Below are 17,607 nucleotides of genomic sequence, written 5' to 3' on the forward strand. Positions count from 1 at the left end.
CGACGTCACCCGCGTTTCCGCGGTTCCACGCGCCCCGGTGATCCCGGTGGCGCATCCCGCGTTTCCCCAGGAAAGAGTGCAGCATGAAGGTTCCCCAGGCCGGTGCGGTCGCCGCAGTGATCGCCATCGCCCTGACCGCCTCCGGGTGTGTCTTCGGCGAGGACGAGGACCAGGGGACCCTCTCCATCGGCATCAAGTTCGACCAGCCGGGCATCGGGATGCGGGAGGCCGGCGGCACCTTCTCCGGCTTCGACGTGGACGTCGCCACCTATGTGGCCAAGGAGCTCGGCTACAAGCCGGACCGGATCGAGTTCAAGCAGGTCCTCAGCAACGACCGCGAGCTGCTCCTCCAGTACAACGAGGTGAAGTTCGTCGTCGCGAGCTACTCGATCAACGAGAAGCGCAAGGAGAAGGTCGACTTCGCCGGCCCGTACTTCGTCGCGCACCAGGACCTGATGACCCGCGCCGACGACACCTCCATCAACAAGGCCGAGGACCTCAACACGAAGACGATGTGCTCGGTGACCGGCTCCACCTCGGCCGAGAACCTCAAGAAGAACCTCGCCCCGAAGGCGGCCCTGCTGGAGCTCGGCGGCTACTCGGACTGCGTCGTCGCCCTCCAGGAGAGCCGGGTCGACGCCATGACCACGGACAACGCCATCCTGGCCGGGTACGCCGCCCGCAAGGGCAACCAGGGCAAGTTCAAGCTGACGGGCCAGAACCTCAGCAACGAGAACTACGGCATCGGCGTCAAGAAGGGCAACAAGGAGCTCCAGCGCAAGATCAACGACGCGCTGAAGAAGATGGTCCAGGACGGCTCCTGGGAGACGGCCGTGAAGAAGAACTTCGGCCCGAACTACAAGTACGAGCCCGCGCCGGCGATCACCACGGTCAGCTGACGGCAGGCGGGGCGGGGCCGTTCCCCCGCCCCGCTCCCGGCCCCGGTGGTCAGACCACCGGGGCCTTGCTGCGCAGTACGGTCAGGAACTCCCTCATCCAGCGCGAGTGGTCGGGCCAGGCCCGGGCCGAGACCAGGGTGCCGTCGACCACCGTCTCGGAGTCCTCGAACTCCGCCCCGGCCGCCTTCATGTCCAGTTCCAGCGCCGGATACGCGGTCACGCGGCGGCCGGTCAGGCCCCCGGCGGCGGCGGTGATGAGCGGGCCGTGGCAGATCTGGGCGATCGGCTTGTCCGATTCGGCGAAGGCCGCCAGGATGCGCCGCACCTCGGGATCGTTGCGCAGGTACTCCGGCGCCCGGCCGCCCGGCACCACCAGTGCGGCGTAGTCCTCCGTGACCACCTCCGTGAAGGCCAGGTCGGCCGGCCAGGTGTAGCCGGGCTTCTCGGTGTAGGTGTCGAAGCCCTCCTCGAAGTCGTGGACCACGAACCGCAGCTTCTTCACCTGTGGCGCCGCGATGTGGACCTCGTAGCCCTCCTCGCGCAGGCGCTGGTACGGATACAGGACCTCCAGCGATTCGGCCGCGTCGCCGGTCACGATGAGGATCTTCACTGCCATGGGCTGCTCCAGAGGGGGCTGGTCGTGGTCGGTCCGGCCCCGCCCGGGGCCACCGCTACCCTGCCCGCGGCGGACAGCCGGCACACACGAAGATCCCCCACTACCGACACGTGGTTTTCACCTGTTGGGCACATGACAATGTGACCCTCGCTCTGCCACTGACACTCCGCCAATTCCCCGGGCGGGGACGGTGCGTATGGAGAGGTACCCCCCACCCGATGAGAATCTCGCGCCTGACCCCCTGGGCGGCCGCCCTCGCCGCCGCCGCCCTGTTCGCCATACCGGCGGCCGCGTCCGCCGGCCAGCAGCGCACGACCACTGCCGAGCACCCGACGGCCGCCGCCGCAGTGGACCCGTACGCGGACTACTACGCGAGTGCCCAGGGCAAGACCGGGGCCGCGCTGAAGACCGCCCTGCACAACATCATCAAGAACCAGTCCAAGGTGACCTACGACGGGGTGTGGAACGCCCTGAAGGTCACCGACCAGGACCCGGCCAACTCCGACAACGTCATCCTCGTCTACTCGGGCCGCTCCCAGTCCAAGGCGACGAACGGGGGCGGGGTCAACGACTGGAACCGCGAGCACGTCTGGGCCAAGAGCCACGGCGAATTCGGCACCGCCACCGGCCCGGGCACCGACCTGCACCACCTGCGCCCGGAGGACGTGACCGTCAACAGCACCCGGGGCAACAAGGACTTCGACAAGGGCGGCAGCCCCGTCAGCGAGGCTCCCGGCAGCCTGACCGACGCCGACTCCTTCGAGCCGCGCGACGCGGTCAAGGGCGACGTGGCCCGGATGCTGCTCTACATGGCCGTCCGCTACGACGGCGACGACGGCTTCGCGGACCTGGAGATGAACGACAAGGTCAACAACGGCTCCGCGCCGCTCTTCGGCCGGATCAGCCTGCTGAAGCAGTGGAACCAGATGGACCCGCCGGACGCCTTCGAGCAGCGTCGCAACCAGGTCATATTCGACACCTACCAGCACAACCGCAACCCGTTCATCGACCACCCGGAGTGGGTCAGCTCCATCTGGTGACCCGGCGCGGCCGCCGTCACGGCGGCCGCCCCGTCCGGCGGCGGCTGGACGGCCTACGGCAGGTAGACCTCGTCGAGGGTGTCGATCGCCCCGTCGGCGCCCAGGTGGTAGCGGAACGGCAGCCCGGAGTCGGGGTGGGCGACCACCCAGTCGACGAGCTGCTGGACGCTGATCTTCTCGGGCGCCGAGCCCTCGACGACCGGGGCGGTGGCGGTGATATCGGCGTTGTCCGCTAGCGGGAGGAAGGTCTCCTTGCCCACCGGCTCGAAGTACGTCCCGCCCCCATCGGGAGTGCAGCCCCAGTTCCCGTGATGGACGATCAGATGGTGCGCGGCGCCCTCGGGCGTGTACCGGCGGACGGCGATCAGGTCGGGCGCGATCGGCATCTTGTGGTCGCAGGTGGCACTGGACGCGGGAGCGGCGGAGGTGGGTTTCTTCGCCGACGTGGCGGTCGCCGTGGCCTTCGCGGGCGACTTCGACACGGAGGGCGTCGCGGCGGTGGCGGAGGAGCCGGCGGAGGGCGTGGCCGTGGCCGACGAGCCGGACGGGCCGGCCCCGGACGAGCCCGCGTCGTCAGCGCCCTGGCAAGCCGTGAGCGTCAGCATCCCGCACACCGCGAGGGCGGTCAGTCCGGCCCGCCCGCGAGCCCGTCTCCGGCTGCGCACCACTCTCATGTCGTCTCCCTTTGCCACGTCGAAGCGGAGCGTCAACGTAGCGCCGGGATCAGGCCGGAACGATGGCCGAAAGTCGTTCGTCACCGGCCCGGTGTCGGACTGTTGCAGATCGCGGACCTGCGTCCCCGCTCAGAGCCGGTCGGCGAGGGCCTGGAAGCCGGACCAGGGCAGCTGGGGTGCGCGGGAGTCCCAGACCTTCTGGGAGAGCGCGGCCAGCGGCAGCCGGATGCCCTCCGCCACCTGGGCCTGGGTCTGGGCGCCGGACAGGTCGGCCCAGACGGCGAGGCGCCCGCCCAGGATCTGGTTCCCGTACGAGGCCGGGACGGCGGTGGCGCCGCGCAGGACGAGCGGGGTCCACTCCTCGTAGATCCGCCGGCCGGTGGGGTAGGTGAACTGGTTCGGCTCGCCGAGCACGTAGTACAGGTACTCGTCGTTGAGGTTCACCAGCTTGCGGCCCTCGCGCAGGTACTCCAGCGGCGGCCGGGCGCCGATCTCCTTGCCGGTCCAGTACTCGACCTGGATGTCCTTGGCCGCGCTCGTCACCCCGCCGGCGAAGAAGCCGTCGTTCCACGCCTTCAGCGCCTTGCCCGACGGACGGACCACGCCGGCACGGTCGTTGAGCCAGCCCGTCGCCAGGTCCTGCACACGCGCCGAGGGTCCGTACCGCTGCTGGGCCGCGCGGGCGAGCTGCGGGAAGGAGGCCTGCGGGTCCCGGTAGACCAGCGCCTGGTACTCGTCGGCGCCCAGGTGCCAGGCTCCGCCGGGGAACAGCGGCTGGTACTCGCGCAGCAGCTCGTCGATGAGCTTCGCGGCGGCCGGGTTGGATATGTCCACCGCTCCCTTGACCGCCCTGCCCTGTACGTCGCGCAGTTGCAGGTCGGGGTGGGCGCGCAGCACCGCGCCCAGGTGTCCGGGCGAGTCGATCTCGGGGACCACGGTGATGTGCAGCCGGGCGGCGAGCGCCGTGATCTCGCGGACCTGCGCCTTGGTGAGGTGCGGATTCGAGACGATCTCGGGGTGGGTGTCGGACTGGATGCGGAAGGCCTGGTCGTCGGAGAAGTGCAGGCCGAGCTGGTTGAGTTTGAGGTCGGCCATCTCGCGCAGCCGGTCCTCTATCCAGTCGGGGGTGAAGTGCTTGCGCGCTATGTCGAGGTTCAGGCCGCGCTGGGGCTTGGCCGGGGCGTCGTTCACGGTGCCCTCGGGGGCCGAACCGGCGCTCTTCACCGCCTGCTTGAGGGTGCGGGTCCCGTAGAAGACCCCGGCCTCGTCGGGGCCCTTGATCCGGACCGTGCCGTCCTTGACGTTGAGGGTGTACGACTCGGGGGTGCCCGCGCCCTCCAGGGAGAGCTCCACGTCGCCGGCGCGCGGCGCCGCCGAGTCGCCGTACTTGAGGCCCAGTTCCCCGGCGAGCAGTCGGGCCTCGTCGGACAGCGCGGCCGTGTCGCCCTGCGCGACGACCACGCGGGCGTCGGGGGCGGGCTTCCAGCCGGGGCCGCGGGCGGGCACGTGCTCCCGTACGGCGGGGATCGTGCGCGGGGCGGTGGACAGCGGGTAGGACTGCGTCGGGGCGGGGGTGGGGGTGGGCGGTGTCGGGGCGGCCTCGGCCGGGCCGGTCGCCGTCGAGGAGCCCGGGGCGGCGGGCGTGCGCGCCTCGTCCGAGGCGGCCGTGCAGCTCGGGACGGCGAGCGTCACCAGCGCGGCGGCCGTTGCCGTCGCGATGGTGTGGACCCTCCTGTGAAGCCTCGGTTTCCGCATCATGCACCTGTGTCCCCCGTACCCAACCTGGCACGGGGGACACGGGCGCGCGACCCGGGGGTCTCAGATCAGGGCGTCGAGCGCCGCGGCGGCGAAGGCGTGGTCCTGGTCGGGGGCTCCGCCGCCGACGCCTACGGCGCCCACGAGCCGGCCGTCGCGGTGGACGGGCAGCCCGCCCGCGATGAACAGCAGGGGACGGTCCAGGGCCGTGGGCAGCGTGTGGAAGGGGCCTCCGGGGCGGACCGCGTCGACGAGGTCGGCGGTGGGCGCGTTCAGCTGGAGGGCCGTGTAGGCCTTGCGGGTGCTGGTCTCGCCGGAGATCAGTACGGCCCGGTCGTCACGGCGGAAGGCGAGCAGGTGGCCGCCGGCGTCGAGGACGGTGACGCTGACCGTGGCCCCGGCCGCTTCCGCGGCGGACCTGGCGACGCCGACGAGCAGCTCGGCATCCTCGGTGGTCAGGGCGGCGACGGCGGTGCGGGTGGGGGTGGACATGCCGGTTTCTCCTAGCGGGGGTTGCGTACGGGGGTGAGGGGTGGATCAGTGGCGGGCGGGTGCGGCGGCGGTCGCCTCACGGGCCGCGGCCGCAGCGACGACCCGGCCGGCGCGGGCGGCGCTCCCGGCCGTACGGCGTTCCAGTGCGCCGGAGACGAGGGCGAGGACCAGGGCGGAGGCGGCCAGCGCCGCGCCGACCCAGTTCGGGGCGGTCCAGCCGAGTCCGGCGGCGATCACGAGCCCACCGAGCCAGGCGGCGAGCGCGTTGCCGAGGTTGAAGGCGCCGATGTTGACGGCGGAGGCCAGGGTGGGCGCCCCTGCGGCCTGGTCCAGGACCCGCTTCTGGAGCGGCGGCACGGTCGCGAAGCCGAGGGCGCCGATCAGCACCACGGTGACGGCGGCGCCGGCTTTGGTGTGGGCGGTGAGCGTGAAGACGGCCAGGGTGACGGCGAGCGCGCCGAGGGACACGTACAGCATCGGCATGAGCGCGCGGTCGGCGTACCGGCCGCCGATCAGGTTGCCGGCGACCATGCCCAGGCCGAAGAGGACGAGGAGCCAGGTGACGGAGGAGCCGGCGAAACCGGCGACGTTGGTCATCATCGGGGTGATGTAGGTGATCGCGGCGAAGACGCCGCCGAAGCCGAGGACGGTCATCGCCATCGCGAGCAGCACCTGGACGTTGCGGAAGGCGGCGAGCTCGCGGCGGATCCGTACGCCGCCCTCGGGCCGGGGCAGGTCGGGGACCAGGCGGGCGATGCCGAGCAGGCCGGCGACACCGAGCGCGGCGACGATCAGGAAGGTGAACCGCCAGCCGAGGGTCTGCCCGACGAGGGTGCCGAGCGGGACGCCGACCACGTTGGCCACGGTCAGGCCGGTGAACATCATGGCGATGGCTCCGGCCTTCTTCTGGGGGGCGACGAGCTCGGCGGCGACGACCGCGCCGATGCCGAAGAAGGCACCGTGGGCGAGGGAGGCGACGACGCGGCCGGCCAGCATGACACCGAAGGCGGGGGCGAGGGCGGAGAGCACGTTGCCCGCGATGAAGAGGCCCATGAGCAGCATCAGCATGCGCTTGCGGGGGATGCGGGTGCCGAGGACGGTCATGAGCGGCGCGCCGAGGACGACGCCGAGGGCGTAGCCGGTGACCAGGAAGCCGGCGGTGGGGATCGAGACGCCGTACGTGGCGGCGACCTCGGGGAGCAGGCCCATGATCACGAATTCGGTGGTGCCGATCCCGAAGGCCCCGACGGCGAGGGCGAGGAGTGCGAGAGGCATGGGGAGGTGCCCTTCAGGGGGAGGTGGTGGTGCGGGTGCCGTACGCGGCACACGATTGCGGTCGCCGCTTACGTGCGTCCACATTAATTGCAGACGCGGGATATTTGCAAGCGCGGGCTATTGCAGACGTGTCCTATCCTGGGACCACACACCCGCACGGCAGCACGCTTCTACGGAGGAAGCCCATGACGGCCACGGACAGCGCGCTCACCGCCCTTTCCCAGGGCTGGTGCGCCCTCTCCCTCCTGCACGGGCGGATCGAGACGCACATCGAACGGGCCCTGCAGGCCGGGCACGGCCTGAGCGTGCGCGAGTACTCGCTCCTCGACGTCCTCAGCCGCCAGCACAACGGGCCGGGCGGGCACCTGCGGATGCACCAGGTCGCCGATTCGGTGGTGCTCAGCCAGAGCGCGACGACCCGGCTGGTCAGCAGGCTGGAGGACCGCGGCCTGCTGAACCGCTACATCTGCGACACCGACCGCCGGGGCATCTACACGGACGTGAGCGAGGCGGGCCTCGCCCTCCTGGCCGCGGCCCGGCCCACGAACGACACCGCACTGCGCGAGGCTCTGGACGAGGCCTCGCGCAACCCGGAACTCGCCCCGCTGGTGTCGGCCGTGGAGAACCTCCGCCGCTGAGCCGGGCGGCCGCGGCGCCGGAGACCGGCGCCGCGTCCGGCTCCTAGCGCGGACCCCCGGTGGCCGGCGGCGAGGAGGTCACCGCCCGGCCCGACGGGGTGGACGGCACCGCCGACGGCGACACCGACCCCGAACCCTTCGACGCGGGCGCGGTCGGCGGGCGCACCGACGCGGCAGGGGACTCCGATCCCACCGGGCGCCCCGACGCGTCCACGCCCGGGCTGGGCCGCGCCGACCCGGCGGAACTCGGCGAGGGCGTCGGCGAGGACTCCGGGGACGGGCCGGGACCCGTGACCTTCGGCGGGGTGGCCGGAGGCGTCGGGCCGGGCACCGGATCCGGGGCGAGCAGCAGGTACCCGATCCCGGCGGCCGCGGCGGCCGCCAGGCCCGCCAGGGGCAGGGCGAACCGCCGCAGCCTTTCCATCCGCAGCCGCCTCACCTGCGGTCCCGGCGGATCCGCGGGGCGCAGCCGGCGGACGTCGATGCTGTCCGCGCGGGCGTCGAGGGCCTGCCGCAGCCGCCGCTCGACTGGGCGTTCGGCGAGGCGTTCGCCGTCGCGCGTCATATCCGTCCCTCCAGAATCCGTTCCAGCGCGTCCAGGCCGCGGCTCGCATTGGACTTGACCGCTCCCCGGCTGATGCCGAGGGTGGCCGCGATCTCCGCCTCGCTGAGGTCGGCCCAGTAGCGCAGCACCAGGACCTGGCGGCGGCGCGCCGTCAGCCGGCCGAGCGCGGCGAGCACCTCGCGGTGCGCCTCGTCCAGGACCACGTGGTCCTCGGCCGACGGCACGTCGGCCTCCGGCGACGGGGTCCAGGCCCGTACGGTGCGCCGGCGGCGCAGTACGGAGCGCGAGGTGTTGACGACCGCGGTGCGCAGGTAGCCGAGGGCGTTGTCGACCTCGGTGATCTGCTCACCGTGGCGCCGGTACAGGGCGGTGAAGGCGTCCTGGACCACGTCCTCGGCGGTGGCCAGGTCGTCGACGAGCAGCACCGCCAGGCGGACCATCCGCAGCCGGTGCGCGTGGTAGAGCTCGGTGACGGTGGGCGGCTGCGGTTCGCCGTGGCCCGTGTGCCCGTAGGCGTACGAGGATCCGTACGAAGGCCCGTACGGGGACCCGTGCGAGCGCGGGGAGGCCGGCGGGGCGGAACGCTCCCGGCGCAGCAACGACCACAGGCCCCGCCACGCCCGGCCGAAGCCGGGCGTGAGGGGGCCGACGGGTGGTGCGAGGTGGAGCACGGAATTCCTCAGTTCGCGCGGCGCCGCACGGCGTACAGGGCTCCGGCGCCGGCGAGGACCAGACCCGTGGCCCCCGCCCCGAGGGCCATGGTGGTCGCCGAGGAGCCAGTATGCGCGAGCTCGGCCCCCTCGCCGGCGGGGCCCGCCTCGGACGGGGAGGCGCTGGGCTTGGGACCGGGCGTCCCCGGGCCCGACGCGGAGACGCTGGGGGCCGCGCTGGGAGCCGCGCTCTTCGCGCCCGGGCCCGCGCTCGGCGGGGTGCTGACCGAGGGAACCGGCTTGGCCCCGCTCTCGCTGGGAGAGGCACTGGCCGGGACGCTGACCGACGGAGCGGGAGCGGGCGAGCTGACGCTCGCGGCGGAGGCCGGCCCGGCGAGGGAGACGGCCGCTCCGGCCGCGGCGGCGATCACGGCCGTCCGGCGGACGGCCAGGGGGGCGCACAGGGCACGCTTCAGGTTCTTCACGGTGGTTCTCCACGGTCGGGTCGAGGACGCGGGACTGCGCCCTTCACCCCCGCACGACGCGCGACCCTCCGGGAGGTTGCCGCCGATCCGAAGAAATTTATCGCCCGGTTTCCGGCAGCCCCCGCAGGGCGGTGCCCAGGGTGGCGACGCCCTCCTCGATCTCGCCGGCCGAGCCCGCCGCGTAGCCGAGGATCAGGCCCGGCGGGCCCGGCCGGATGCGGTGCCAGGACAGCGGGTGCGTCTTGACGCCCAGGGCCAGCGCCGCCGAGGCCAGGGCCGTGTCCTCGAAGCCGGCCGCGTCGAAGGTGACCATCAGGTGCAGGCCGGCCGCCGCGCCGTGCACCCGGGCCCCCGGCAGGTGGCCGGCGAGAGCCCGGAGCATGGCGTCGCGGCGGCGGCGGTGGCGGCGCCGGACGTGGCGCAGGTGCCGCTCCAGCTCGCCCGAGTCCATCAGCCGGGCGAGGACCAGCTGGGCGAGGACCGGGTTGCCCAGGTCGGCGTAGCGCTTGGCGGCGGTCACCGCGTCACGCAGCCGCGGCGGCACCAGCAGCCAGCCCAGGCGCAGGGCGGGGGCGAGGAGTTTGGAGACGCTCCCGGCGTAGCAGACGGCCTCGGGGTGCAGGGCGCGCAGCGCGGGGACGGGGGCGCGGTCGTAGCGGTGCTCGGCGTCGTAGTCGTCCTCGATGACCAGGCCCCCGGCGGCCGCCCAGCCGAGCAGCTCCCGGCGGCGCTCGCCGTCGAGGACCACCCCGGTCGGGAACTGGTGCGCCGGCGTGAGCAGCACGGCCCCGGCCCCGCTGGCGCGGAGCCCGGCCACGTCGAGCCCGGCCTCGTCCACCCGTACGGGAACGGTCTCCAGCCGCCCGTACTCCAGCTGCTGCCGGGCCCCGAGCGAGCCGGGGTCCTCCACCGCGACCCGGTGCGCGCCCTCCTCGCGCAGGACCTGCGCCAGCAGCCCCAGGGCCTGGGCTACCCCCGCGACGATCACCACCTCGCCGGGGTCGGCGCGGATGCCGCGGTTGCGGGCCAGCCAGCCGGCGACCGCCTCGCGCAGGGCGGGCGCGCCCTGGGGGTTGCCGTAGCCGAAGTCGGCCGGGGTCAGACCCGCGAGCACCCGGCGCTCGGCCTGCAGCCAGGCCGCACGGGGGAATGCGGTGAGGTCGGGGACCCCCGGCGAGAGGTCGATCCGGCAGGGCACGGCGCGCAGGGCGTCCACCAGCCCGCCGCGGTCCGGGGCCGGCGTCGGCCCCGCCGCCGGCGGCGGGGCGGCGACCACCACGGTGCCGCCCCGGCCGCGGCCGCGGACCTGGCCGGTCTCCGCGAGCCGCTGGTAGGCCTCGGTGACGAGCCCGCGGGAGACGCGCAGTTCGGCGGCGAGGACGCGGCTGGCCGGGAGCCGGCTGCCGACGGGCAGCCGGCCGTCGGCGATGGCCTCGCGGAGCCGGCCCGCCAGCCAGTCGGTGCGGCCGCCCGGCGGGGCCTGGCCGAGGTCGAGCTGGAGGAAGTCCGAGCCGCTCGGGCTTTTGGACCCCTGGATCACGCCTTCATTGGACCTGCTCACCGGACCATTGTGCGGCCACGCTGGATCTCATGCAGAGAACCTCCGCCACGAACGCCACAGCAGCCTCCACCTCCTTCCGGGACCTGGCCCCCGGCATCGCGGGAATGGCGCTGGTCGGCAGCAGCGTCACCGTCTCCCGCTCGCTCGTCGACGCCCCGCTGTTCGCCACGCAGGCCGTCCGGTACGCCGCCGCCGCGCTGTTGCTGTTCGCCCTGGCCCGGGCCGCGCGGGTGCCGGTCCTGCGGCCGCGCGGGCGGGAGTGGCTGTGGCTGGCCGGTATCGCGGCGACCGGGCTGGTGCTGTTCAACGTGGCCGTCGTGCGCGGGGTGGCGCACGCCGAACCGGCCGTCATCGCCGTCGCGGTGGCCTCCGTACCGATCCTGCTGGGGCTGATCGGCCCGTTCCTGGAGGGGCGGCGGCCCAGCCGCCAGGTGCTGCTGGCGGCTCCGGTGGTGGTGGCCGGGGCGGTGCTGGTCGAGGGGACGGGCCGGACGGACGCCGCCGGGGTGGGCTGGGCCGCGCTCGCGCTGGGCTGCGAGGCCGGGTTCACCCTGCTCGCCGTGCCGGTGCTGCGCCGGCACGGCGCGTGGGGGGTGTCCGTGCACGCGGTGTGGCTGGGGGCACTGATGCTGGCGGGTCTCGCGGTGGTCCTCGAGCGCCCCGCCGACCTGGGCTCGCTCGGGCCGGTCCAGTGGGCGGCGGCGGGGTACCTCGCCGTCATGGTGACGGCGGTGGCGTTCCTGCTCTGGTACCGCACGGTGGCCGCCGTGGGCGCGGGCCGCGCCGGGCTGCTGACCGGGGTCGCGCCGGTGGCCGCGGCCGGCGCCGGGGTGCTGACCGGCAGCGGGGTCCCGGGACCGGCGGTGTGGCTGGGCCTGCTGGTGGTGGTCGCGGGGCTGGCCGTGGGCCTGCGCCCGGGCCGGACCGCCGCAACGCCCGCACGGACGCCCCGCGATGCCCGCGCGGACGCGGCACGGTGACCGGGCGAACGCGGCACGGTGACCGGGCGAACGCGGCACGGTGACCGGGCGAACGCGGCACGGTGACCGGGCGGACACGGCACGGTGACCGGGACGCGGCCCCGCGGTGACCGGGCGGCCGCATCCCCTTGAGGGCGCCCTGACTCGTGGATCACAATCCGCAGATGCCGACGCCCGCTCGCCACGCGCCCCCGTACAGCAGCTGGATGCGGTACTTCTCCCCCACCGCCAACCACCGCAGACTCGGCCTGGTCTGCCTCGGGGTGGGCGTCCAGCAGGGCGTGCTGCCGGTGGTCGGCCCGCGCGCGCTCGACCACCACGTCGCCGTGGTCGTCACCCGCGGCGGGGGCTGGTTCAGCCACGGGGGCCGGCCGCCGCAGCCGGTGGCCGCGCCCGCGCTGCTGTGGCTGGTGCCGGGGGTGGAACACCACTACGGGCCCGATCCGCTGACCGGCTGGGACGAGTGCTTCGTGGACTTCGCCGGGCCCGCCGTGGCGGCGTACACCGACCTGGGTTACGTCACCCCGGACCGCCCGCTGGTGCCGCTCGGCGCGACGGCCGGAGTGCAGCACGTCGTCGACGGGATCGTCCGGGCCGCCCGGCGCGGCGGACCGCTGCTGGAGGTCGAGGCCGCGGCCGCCGTGCACGGGCTGCTCGTGGCCCTGCGCTACGCCCGTGCCGAGACGTCCGGGCACGGGGACGCCGTGATGGACGCGCTGGCGCGGGACGCCCTGCTGCCGATATCCGTGACCGAGCACGCCGCCCGGCTCGGGATGCCGCTGCCGCAGCTGCGCCGGGCGGTGCGGCGCAGCACCGGGGAGGGCGTCAAGGAGTACCTCCTCGGGATCAGGCTGAGCCGGGCGAAGGAGCTGCTGGCCCGCACCGACCTGCCGGTCGCCGGCATCGCGCGGCGGGTCGGCTACGAGGACCCGGCCTACTTCAGCCGCCTGTTCAGCCGCCGGGTGGGCATGGCGCCCGTACGCTTCCGCGCCCAGCAGTCGGTGCGGGGGCCCGCCCGGTAGGCGTACGGTGCCGACCTGCCGACCGCGGGCCGTCAGCGCAGGATGCCGGCCGCGCGGGCGGCGCGCACCCAGGACGGGAACTCCGACAGCAGCCGGTCGTACAGCTCCGGGTCGGAGAGCCGCTCGATGTCGTCGACGGCGAAGAAGCCGACGTTGTCGACCCGCCGTCCGGGCAGGGTGTCGAAGTACTCCAGGACCCCGTACTGGGCCCGGCCCAGGCCGATGAACTGCCAGAACAGCGGCTCCTCGACGGCCTCCCGCAGCTGCCGCTCGATCTCGGCGTTGCGGTACACGCCGCCGTCGGAGAAGAAGAGCACCAGCGTCGGGGCGGGCACCGGGTGGTCCCGTACGAAGGCGCGCACCTGCGCGATGACCTTCTGCTCCTCGTTGCCGATGCCGACCGCGCGCATGTCGATCTGGCCGGGGACCAGCCCCTTGGGCGGTTTCCGGCGCCCGAACAGCCCGATCTGGCCGACGCGTACGTGCAGACGCAGCCAGTCCGGGAGCTCGCCGATCTCCAGGTCCGGCAGGCGGGCCGGGTTCGTGGCGAAGGTCCAGGCCTGCATCTGCCCGTCGTCGTCGAGCTGTGCGGCGACCGCGGCCATCCGCTCGGCGACCCCCGCGACGGTGCCGCGGGTGTAGTGGCCCGCCATCGAACCGGAGGCGTCGAGGACGAGGACGACGCGGGCGGTCAGGGTCGTGACGCCCTGTTTGCGCAGGCTGACCGCGACCTGCTGCTTGCGCAGGGAGAGGAGTTCGCGCACGGCGGGCGGCAGCTGTTCCTCGCCCTTGGCCATCCGTACCATCGGGGCCGGCGGCGGGGGCGGGGGTTCCGGCGCGGCCGGGGCCGGGGCGGGCCAGACGACCGGCGCGGGGACCGCCGGGGAGGCAACCGCCGGGGCGGCGGGCCGCGGGGCAGGCGGTTGCGGTGGTTGCGGCGCGGCGGGCTGCGGCTCCTCGTCCACGGTGATGCCGAAGTCCCGCGCCAGCCCGGCCAGACCACTGGCGTACCCCTGGCCGACGGCGCGGAACTTCCAGACGCCCGCCCGCCGGTAGAGCTCGCCGCTCAGGAAGGCCGTCTCCGGGCCGGCCTCCATGTCGAAGCGGGCCAGCTCGGCCGCGGACACCGCGTCCAGCAGCCGCAGGTGCAGCCCGGGGACCTGGCCGAAGGTGCCGCCGTCGGCGGACGCGCACAGCACGACGCGCTCGATGCCGGGCTCCAGCGTTCCCAGGTCGACCCCGATGGTGTCGGTGCCGGGCTGCTTGCCGAGGTGCCGCACGGCTCCGGACGCGTGCCGCGGCTGGTTGTAGAAGACGAAGTCGTCGTCGGAGCGGACCCGTCCGGCCGCCGTCAGCAGCAGTGCGGACGCGTCCACGTCCGGCACGCCGGGCCCGGCCGACCAGCAGAGCACGGCCCGCACGGAGGTGGCTCCGACGGGCAGGTTGGCGCCTTTGTGCAATGTCGTCACGGCACCCAGTCTGCCTGCCGGAGCCCGCTTCTACGGCCGGTATCCGATGTTGAGTTCCGCGATCGAGGTCCACGGATTGCCGGCCACCTCGCTGGTGGCCCTGAGCCTGACGTAGCGGGCGGTGCGCGCCGTGAAGGAGACGTCCTGCTGAGCCGTCGTGTCCGGGAAGGTCCCGGCGGCCGCGGCCGTCCCCCAGGTGGTCCCGTCGGTGGAGGTGAACACCTGGTAGCCGGCGACGCGTCCGTTGCTCTGCGACTGGCGGGGCAGGTAGTGCAGGGCGGATACGTCGTAGGCGGCGCCGAGGTCGAGGGTGATCTCGTGCGGCATGGGTGCGGTGGCGGCGTACCACTGGGTGTGCCAGATCGTGGCGGCGTCGCCGTCGAGGACGTGGGCGGCGGCTCCGTTCTCCCCGGCGGTCTCCTGGCTGTCGACCGCCTTGACGCTCATCCGACTCTGGGGCACGAGGAGTTCGCCGCCGCCGGCCGGTCCGAGGTCGTCCACCGTCAGGTCGTCGAGGATCAGGTCTGCCTCGTTGTGGGAGTTCTCGGGAGTGACCTTCCGTACGCCGATCCAGGCGTCGGCTCCGGCGGTGAAGGTCCGGGTGAAGGTGGTGGGCGTACGGGCCTGGTCGAGGGCGGTGGCGGTCTCGGTGGTCCCGGATCCCGTGACGAACCGGTAGTCGCCGCTGAAGCCGCTCTCGTAGGAGAAGGTCACCTTGTACGAGCGCCCCTGGGTCAGCCGCAGGGTCTGCGGGAGGGTGCGGTAGACGAGCCCGGTCCGCTCCTCGTGCGACTTGAGGGAGTTCTGCCCGCCGATCACGTCGTCGACCGGCTTTCCGTTCCACCTGGCCTGCGTGTACGGGGCGTTGCGCTGGGCGATGTGCGTGCGCGGGTCGGTGGCGGAGCCGCCGGCTCCGCCGAAGGCGAAGGGGCCCCAGCCGGCGTCGGCGTCCTCGAAGTCCTCGGCGAAGAAGTGGCCGCCGAGCGGGGTGCGGGCGGAGGGGACCACGCGTACGTCGTCCAGGTAGACGGTGCCGGTGCCGGATCCGGCGGCCGCGGACAGCTTGAGGGTGGCGGTGGACTGCCCGGCGGGGACGTCGAAGAACACCTTCATGCGCTGCATCTTCGTGCCGTTCTTCTCGCTGCCGCCGAGGCTGTTGGCCAGCGGTGAGGAGTCGGCGTACACGGAGGCCACGGCGCCGCCGGCCGGGGTGACGGTGAGGGTGGCGGCCCGGCCGGCGGGGGTGGAGACCCAGACGGAGGCGGCGTGGGTGCCGGGGGCGAGCCCGGTGAGCTGCTGGGAGACGGCCGGGGTGGTGCCGGGGGCGAAGGTGAGCTCGCTCTGGCCCTGGGCGTTGCGGGCGACGGCGGCGCCGGTTCCGGTGACGGTCCAGGCGTTCAGGTCGCCCGCGTAGAAGGAGGGGTCCTTGACGGGCGTGCCCTCGCCCCACTTCGGGTCGGCCTGGGCGGGCGCGGCGCCGTCGGTGACCACGTAGGCGGTGCGGGCGGCGGCGTCGATGGTGATCTGACCCTGGCTCACGGCGAGGTCGCCGACCAGCCGGCGACCGGTGTCGGTGAGCCGGTAGAGCTTGGGAGCGGTCCAGCCCGTGGGCAGGGTCCAGGTGGTGGCGCCCGCCTTGTCGTTCCAGTGGTAGAGCTTGCCGCCGCGGGGCAGCAGGTAGGCGTCCCCGGACAGGACGGTGCGGCCGGCCGTGGTGACGCGGCGCTCGGTGCCGGTGGTGGTGACGGTGGTGGTGACGGTGGTGCCGTTCGCGAGGGTGACCGTGTCGGCGGTCCACTTCACGACCGGGGACTCCTGGAGGTACTTGGTCGGCAGGTTGACGGCGAAGGTCGTGTTCAGGAAGGCGGTGAAGTCCTTCTTGCCCTGCCAGCCCTCGTGGGCGGTCACCTCGGCGCCGCCGAGGAGCGGGTCGCGGGCGATCCAGTCGTCCTTGGCGTGGTTGGCGATGAACCGGGCGATGGTGGAGTTGATGCCCTTCAGGTCGCTGCCGCCGTAGTCGACGTCGGCCGCCCAGTGGTGCCAGAGGGACTGTTCGGTGAGGGTGTGGGGGAATTCCGTCGCCAGCTGGAGGCCGAGCCCTGCGATGTCGCGCTGGAGTCGGCGGGAGACGTAGCCGTCGCCGTACCAGACGTCCACGTAGAGGAAGTCGAGTGCGGGGGCGGCGGCCTTGAGGTCCCGCAGGCGCTTCAGCCGCCCGCCGGACTGGCCGTCCTTCCTCGTGTCCACGTAGTACGACTGGTCGAGCCAGTCCCAGCCGAGTCCACCGCTGTGGTGGGCGGGGTCGAAGGTGGCCGAGACCGGGTACTCCTCCGTGGCGTTGATGTGCACGCCGAAGTCGGCGTTGTAGGCGTGACCGGCGGTGGTGAGGGTGTTCAGGCCGGCGGCGCCGCCCAGTTTGGAGCCGATGTTCTTGTAGTCCATGTGCGCGGAGTCGTGGCCCTCGGAGGCGTACCCCTTGAGGAGGACGAACTGCCCGAGGCCGTCCGTGGCCAGGCCGACCCGCTTGGTCTCGTCGAGGGTCTGGGCGAAGGGATGGGTGGCCTGCGAGGCGAAGTTGAAGGGGATCCGCTGTACGACCCGGTCGGCGGTGTCCTGCCAGCCGGTGGGCGGGGTCCAGATGTCCCGGTAGGCGACGGCGGCGTCCTGCCAGTCCACGACGGAGTCCGCGTTCCGGTCTGCGGTGACGGCGATACGGGCGTACGGGAGCGGCTCGGTGTCGGTGTCGGCCGCGCCCGCGGGACGGTGGAGCCAGGCGCCGCTCCACAGTCCGGCGCGGCGGTAGGCGCCCTTGTCGGTGACCCGCTTGCTGATCCGGCCGTTCTCGCGGGCGGTGGAGCCGGAGGGCGTGTCGTAGAGGGAGTTGGAGTCGATGGCGGCGGCCAGCCTGCCGGTGTTGACCAGTCCGTACATCACCGTGGTCGCGGCGGCCTCGACGGGCGTGCTCGCGGTCACGGGGGTGAAGGTGTCCCCGGTGCCGGTGGTGGCGGTGTGCATGGTCGCCGTGGAGAGCGCGGCGCCCGGCTGGTCGCTGCGGACGCTGACGAGGTGGTGGTCGGGGATCGCGAGGCTGCGGACGCGCAGGGCCGCGGTGTCCTCTATCGCGGTGACCTTGAACTCCACGGTCGAACCGGCCACCGAGATGCGGGCCCTGATGGTCACGCCGGAGAAGGTGAGCGCGTAGTCGACGGCGGAGGCGGACGGGACCGAGGTCACGGCCGGGGTGTAGGTGGTCCCGTTCACCAGGACGGCGCTCAGCGGGTCCTCGTTGCCGTGCAGCAGGTCCCCGGTGGCGCGCCGGGTGTATCCGATGACCCGGGGGAAACCGCTGTCCACGCTCACGGACAGCTCGGGCGAGGTGATCGTCACGGGTGCGGCCGCCACGGCGGGGGCGGCGGGCGCGGCCACGAGCAGGGTGGCGACCAGACCGGCCACCGCGGCTGCGGCGGGCCACAGGGGGGTGCGCAT

Annotated in this window: 16 protein-coding genes; 5 read left to right on the forward strand and 11 right to left on the reverse strand. The window is 73.6% G+C overall.

The features are described from left to right. Window positions 1-83 precede the first annotated feature (83 nt). On the forward strand, window positions 84-899 hold the full coding sequence (locus tag RIU97_RS02960) for a glutamate ABC transporter substrate-binding protein (protein ID WP_404953153.1): 816 nt from the start codon (window positions 84-86) through the stop codon (window positions 897-899). 49 nt (window positions 900-948) lie between these two features. Here RIU97_RS02960 and RIU97_RS02965 read toward each other — a convergent pair whose 3' ends face one another. Beyond that, window positions 949-1,515 carry a DJ-1/PfpI family protein gene (locus tag RIU97_RS02965; protein WP_404953154.1) on the reverse strand — a complete coding sequence of 189 codons (567 nt, stop codon included), beginning with the start codon at window positions 1,513-1,515 and terminating at the stop codon, window positions 949-951. 218 nt (window positions 1,516-1,733) lie between these two features. Here RIU97_RS02965 and RIU97_RS02970 point away from each other — a divergent pair, with 218 nt between their 5' ends. Beyond that, window positions 1,734-2,555 (forward strand): endonuclease I family protein, encoded by an 822-nt coding sequence (locus RIU97_RS02970; protein ID WP_404953156.1) that lies wholly within the window; start codon window positions 1,734-1,736, stop codon window positions 2,553-2,555. A gap of 53 nt (window positions 2,556-2,608) precedes the next feature. Here the strand turns inward: RIU97_RS02970 and RIU97_RS02975 are convergent, their stop codons facing one another. From RIU97_RS02975 to RIU97_RS02990, 4 genes are all read right to left on the reverse strand, one after another. Continuing rightward, complete coding sequence (locus RIU97_RS02975) at window positions 2,609-3,229, reverse strand: hypothetical protein (RefSeq protein ID WP_404953157.1); 621 nt, start codon at window positions 3,227-3,229, stop codon at window positions 2,609-2,611. Between the two features lie 129 nt (window positions 3,230-3,358). After that, a complete protein-coding gene (locus tag RIU97_RS02980; RefSeq protein WP_404962740.1) occupies window positions 3,359-4,984 on the reverse strand; it encodes a beta-N-acetylhexosaminidase in 1,626 nt (541 codons plus the stop codon). Between the two features lie 63 nt (window positions 4,985-5,047). After that, window positions 5,048-5,476 (reverse strand): heme-binding protein, encoded by a 429-nt coding sequence (locus tag RIU97_RS02985; RefSeq protein WP_404953158.1) that lies wholly within the window; start codon window positions 5,474-5,476, stop codon window positions 5,048-5,050. Between the two features lie 45 nt (window positions 5,477-5,521). Beyond that, window positions 5,522-6,751, reverse strand: a complete 1,230-nt coding sequence (locus RIU97_RS02990; protein ID WP_404953159.1) for an MFS transporter — start codon at window positions 6,749-6,751, stop codon at window positions 5,522-5,524. Window positions 6,752-6,936: 185 nt separating this feature from the next. On the opposite strand from RIU97_RS02990, the gene RIU97_RS02995 reads away from it, so the two are divergent. Then, on the forward strand, window positions 6,937-7,389 hold the full coding sequence (locus tag RIU97_RS02995) for a MarR family winged helix-turn-helix transcriptional regulator (RefSeq protein WP_404953160.1): 453 nt from the start codon (window positions 6,937-6,939) through the stop codon (window positions 7,387-7,389). 43 nt (window positions 7,390-7,432) lie between these two features. Here RIU97_RS02995 and RIU97_RS03000 read toward each other — a convergent pair whose 3' ends face one another. The 4 genes from RIU97_RS03000 to RIU97_RS03015 form a co-directional block, all read right to left on the reverse strand. After that, window positions 7,433-7,954 carry a hypothetical protein gene (locus tag RIU97_RS03000; RefSeq protein ID WP_404953161.1) on the reverse strand — a complete coding sequence of 174 codons (522 nt, stop codon included), beginning with the start codon at window positions 7,952-7,954 and terminating at the stop codon, window positions 7,433-7,435. Continuing rightward, window positions 7,951-8,625: an RNA polymerase sigma factor gene (locus tag RIU97_RS03005; RefSeq protein ID WP_404953162.1), complete on the reverse strand. Its 675-nt coding sequence runs from the start codon at window positions 8,623-8,625 to the stop codon at window positions 7,951-7,953. Before RIU97_RS03005 ends, RIU97_RS03000 begins: the two co-directional genes overlap by 4 nt. Before the next feature lie 8 nt (window positions 8,626-8,633). Continuing rightward, the gene (locus tag RIU97_RS03010) at window positions 8,634-9,089 is read right to left on the reverse strand and encodes an LPXTG cell wall anchor domain-containing protein (protein WP_404953163.1); all 456 of its coding nucleotides are present in this window, start codon (window positions 9,087-9,089) and stop codon (window positions 8,634-8,636) included. 97 nt (window positions 9,090-9,186) lie between these two features. Beyond that, complete coding sequence (locus tag RIU97_RS03015) at window positions 9,187-10,650, reverse strand: PLP-dependent aminotransferase family protein (RefSeq protein WP_404953164.1); 1,464 nt, start codon at window positions 10,648-10,650, stop codon at window positions 9,187-9,189. 29 nt (window positions 10,651-10,679) lie between these two features. Here RIU97_RS03015 and RIU97_RS03020 point away from each other — a divergent pair, with 29 nt between their 5' ends. Both RIU97_RS03020 and RIU97_RS03025 read left to right on the forward strand, forming a co-directional pair. Next, window positions 10,680-11,630: a DMT family transporter gene (locus RIU97_RS03020; RefSeq protein WP_404953165.1), complete on the forward strand. Its 951-nt coding sequence runs from the start codon at window positions 10,680-10,682 to the stop codon at window positions 11,628-11,630. A gap of 164 nt (window positions 11,631-11,794) precedes the next feature. After that, window positions 11,795-12,652 carry a helix-turn-helix domain-containing protein gene (locus tag RIU97_RS03025; RefSeq protein WP_404953166.1) on the forward strand — a complete coding sequence of 286 codons (858 nt, stop codon included), beginning with the start codon at window positions 11,795-11,797 and terminating at the stop codon, window positions 12,650-12,652. A 32-nt stretch (window positions 12,653-12,684) separates the two neighbouring features. On the opposite strand, the gene RIU97_RS03030 is transcribed toward RIU97_RS03025, so the two are convergent. Next, the gene (locus tag RIU97_RS03030; protein WP_404953167.1) at window positions 12,685-14,121 is read right to left on the reverse strand and encodes a VWA domain-containing protein; all 1,437 of its coding nucleotides are present in this window, start codon (window positions 14,119-14,121) and stop codon (window positions 12,685-12,687) included. A gap of 30 nt (window positions 14,122-14,151) precedes the next feature. Then, window positions 14,152-17,607, reverse strand: a complete 3,456-nt coding sequence (locus tag RIU97_RS03035; protein WP_404953168.1) for an endo-alpha-N-acetylgalactosaminidase family protein — start codon at window positions 17,605-17,607, stop codon at window positions 14,152-14,154.

This window comes from Streptomyces sp. 147326 (assembly GCF_045000215.1).
In the GTDB taxonomy this organism is placed as follows: domain Bacteria; phylum Actinomycetota; class Actinomycetes; order Streptomycetales; family Streptomycetaceae; genus Streptomyces.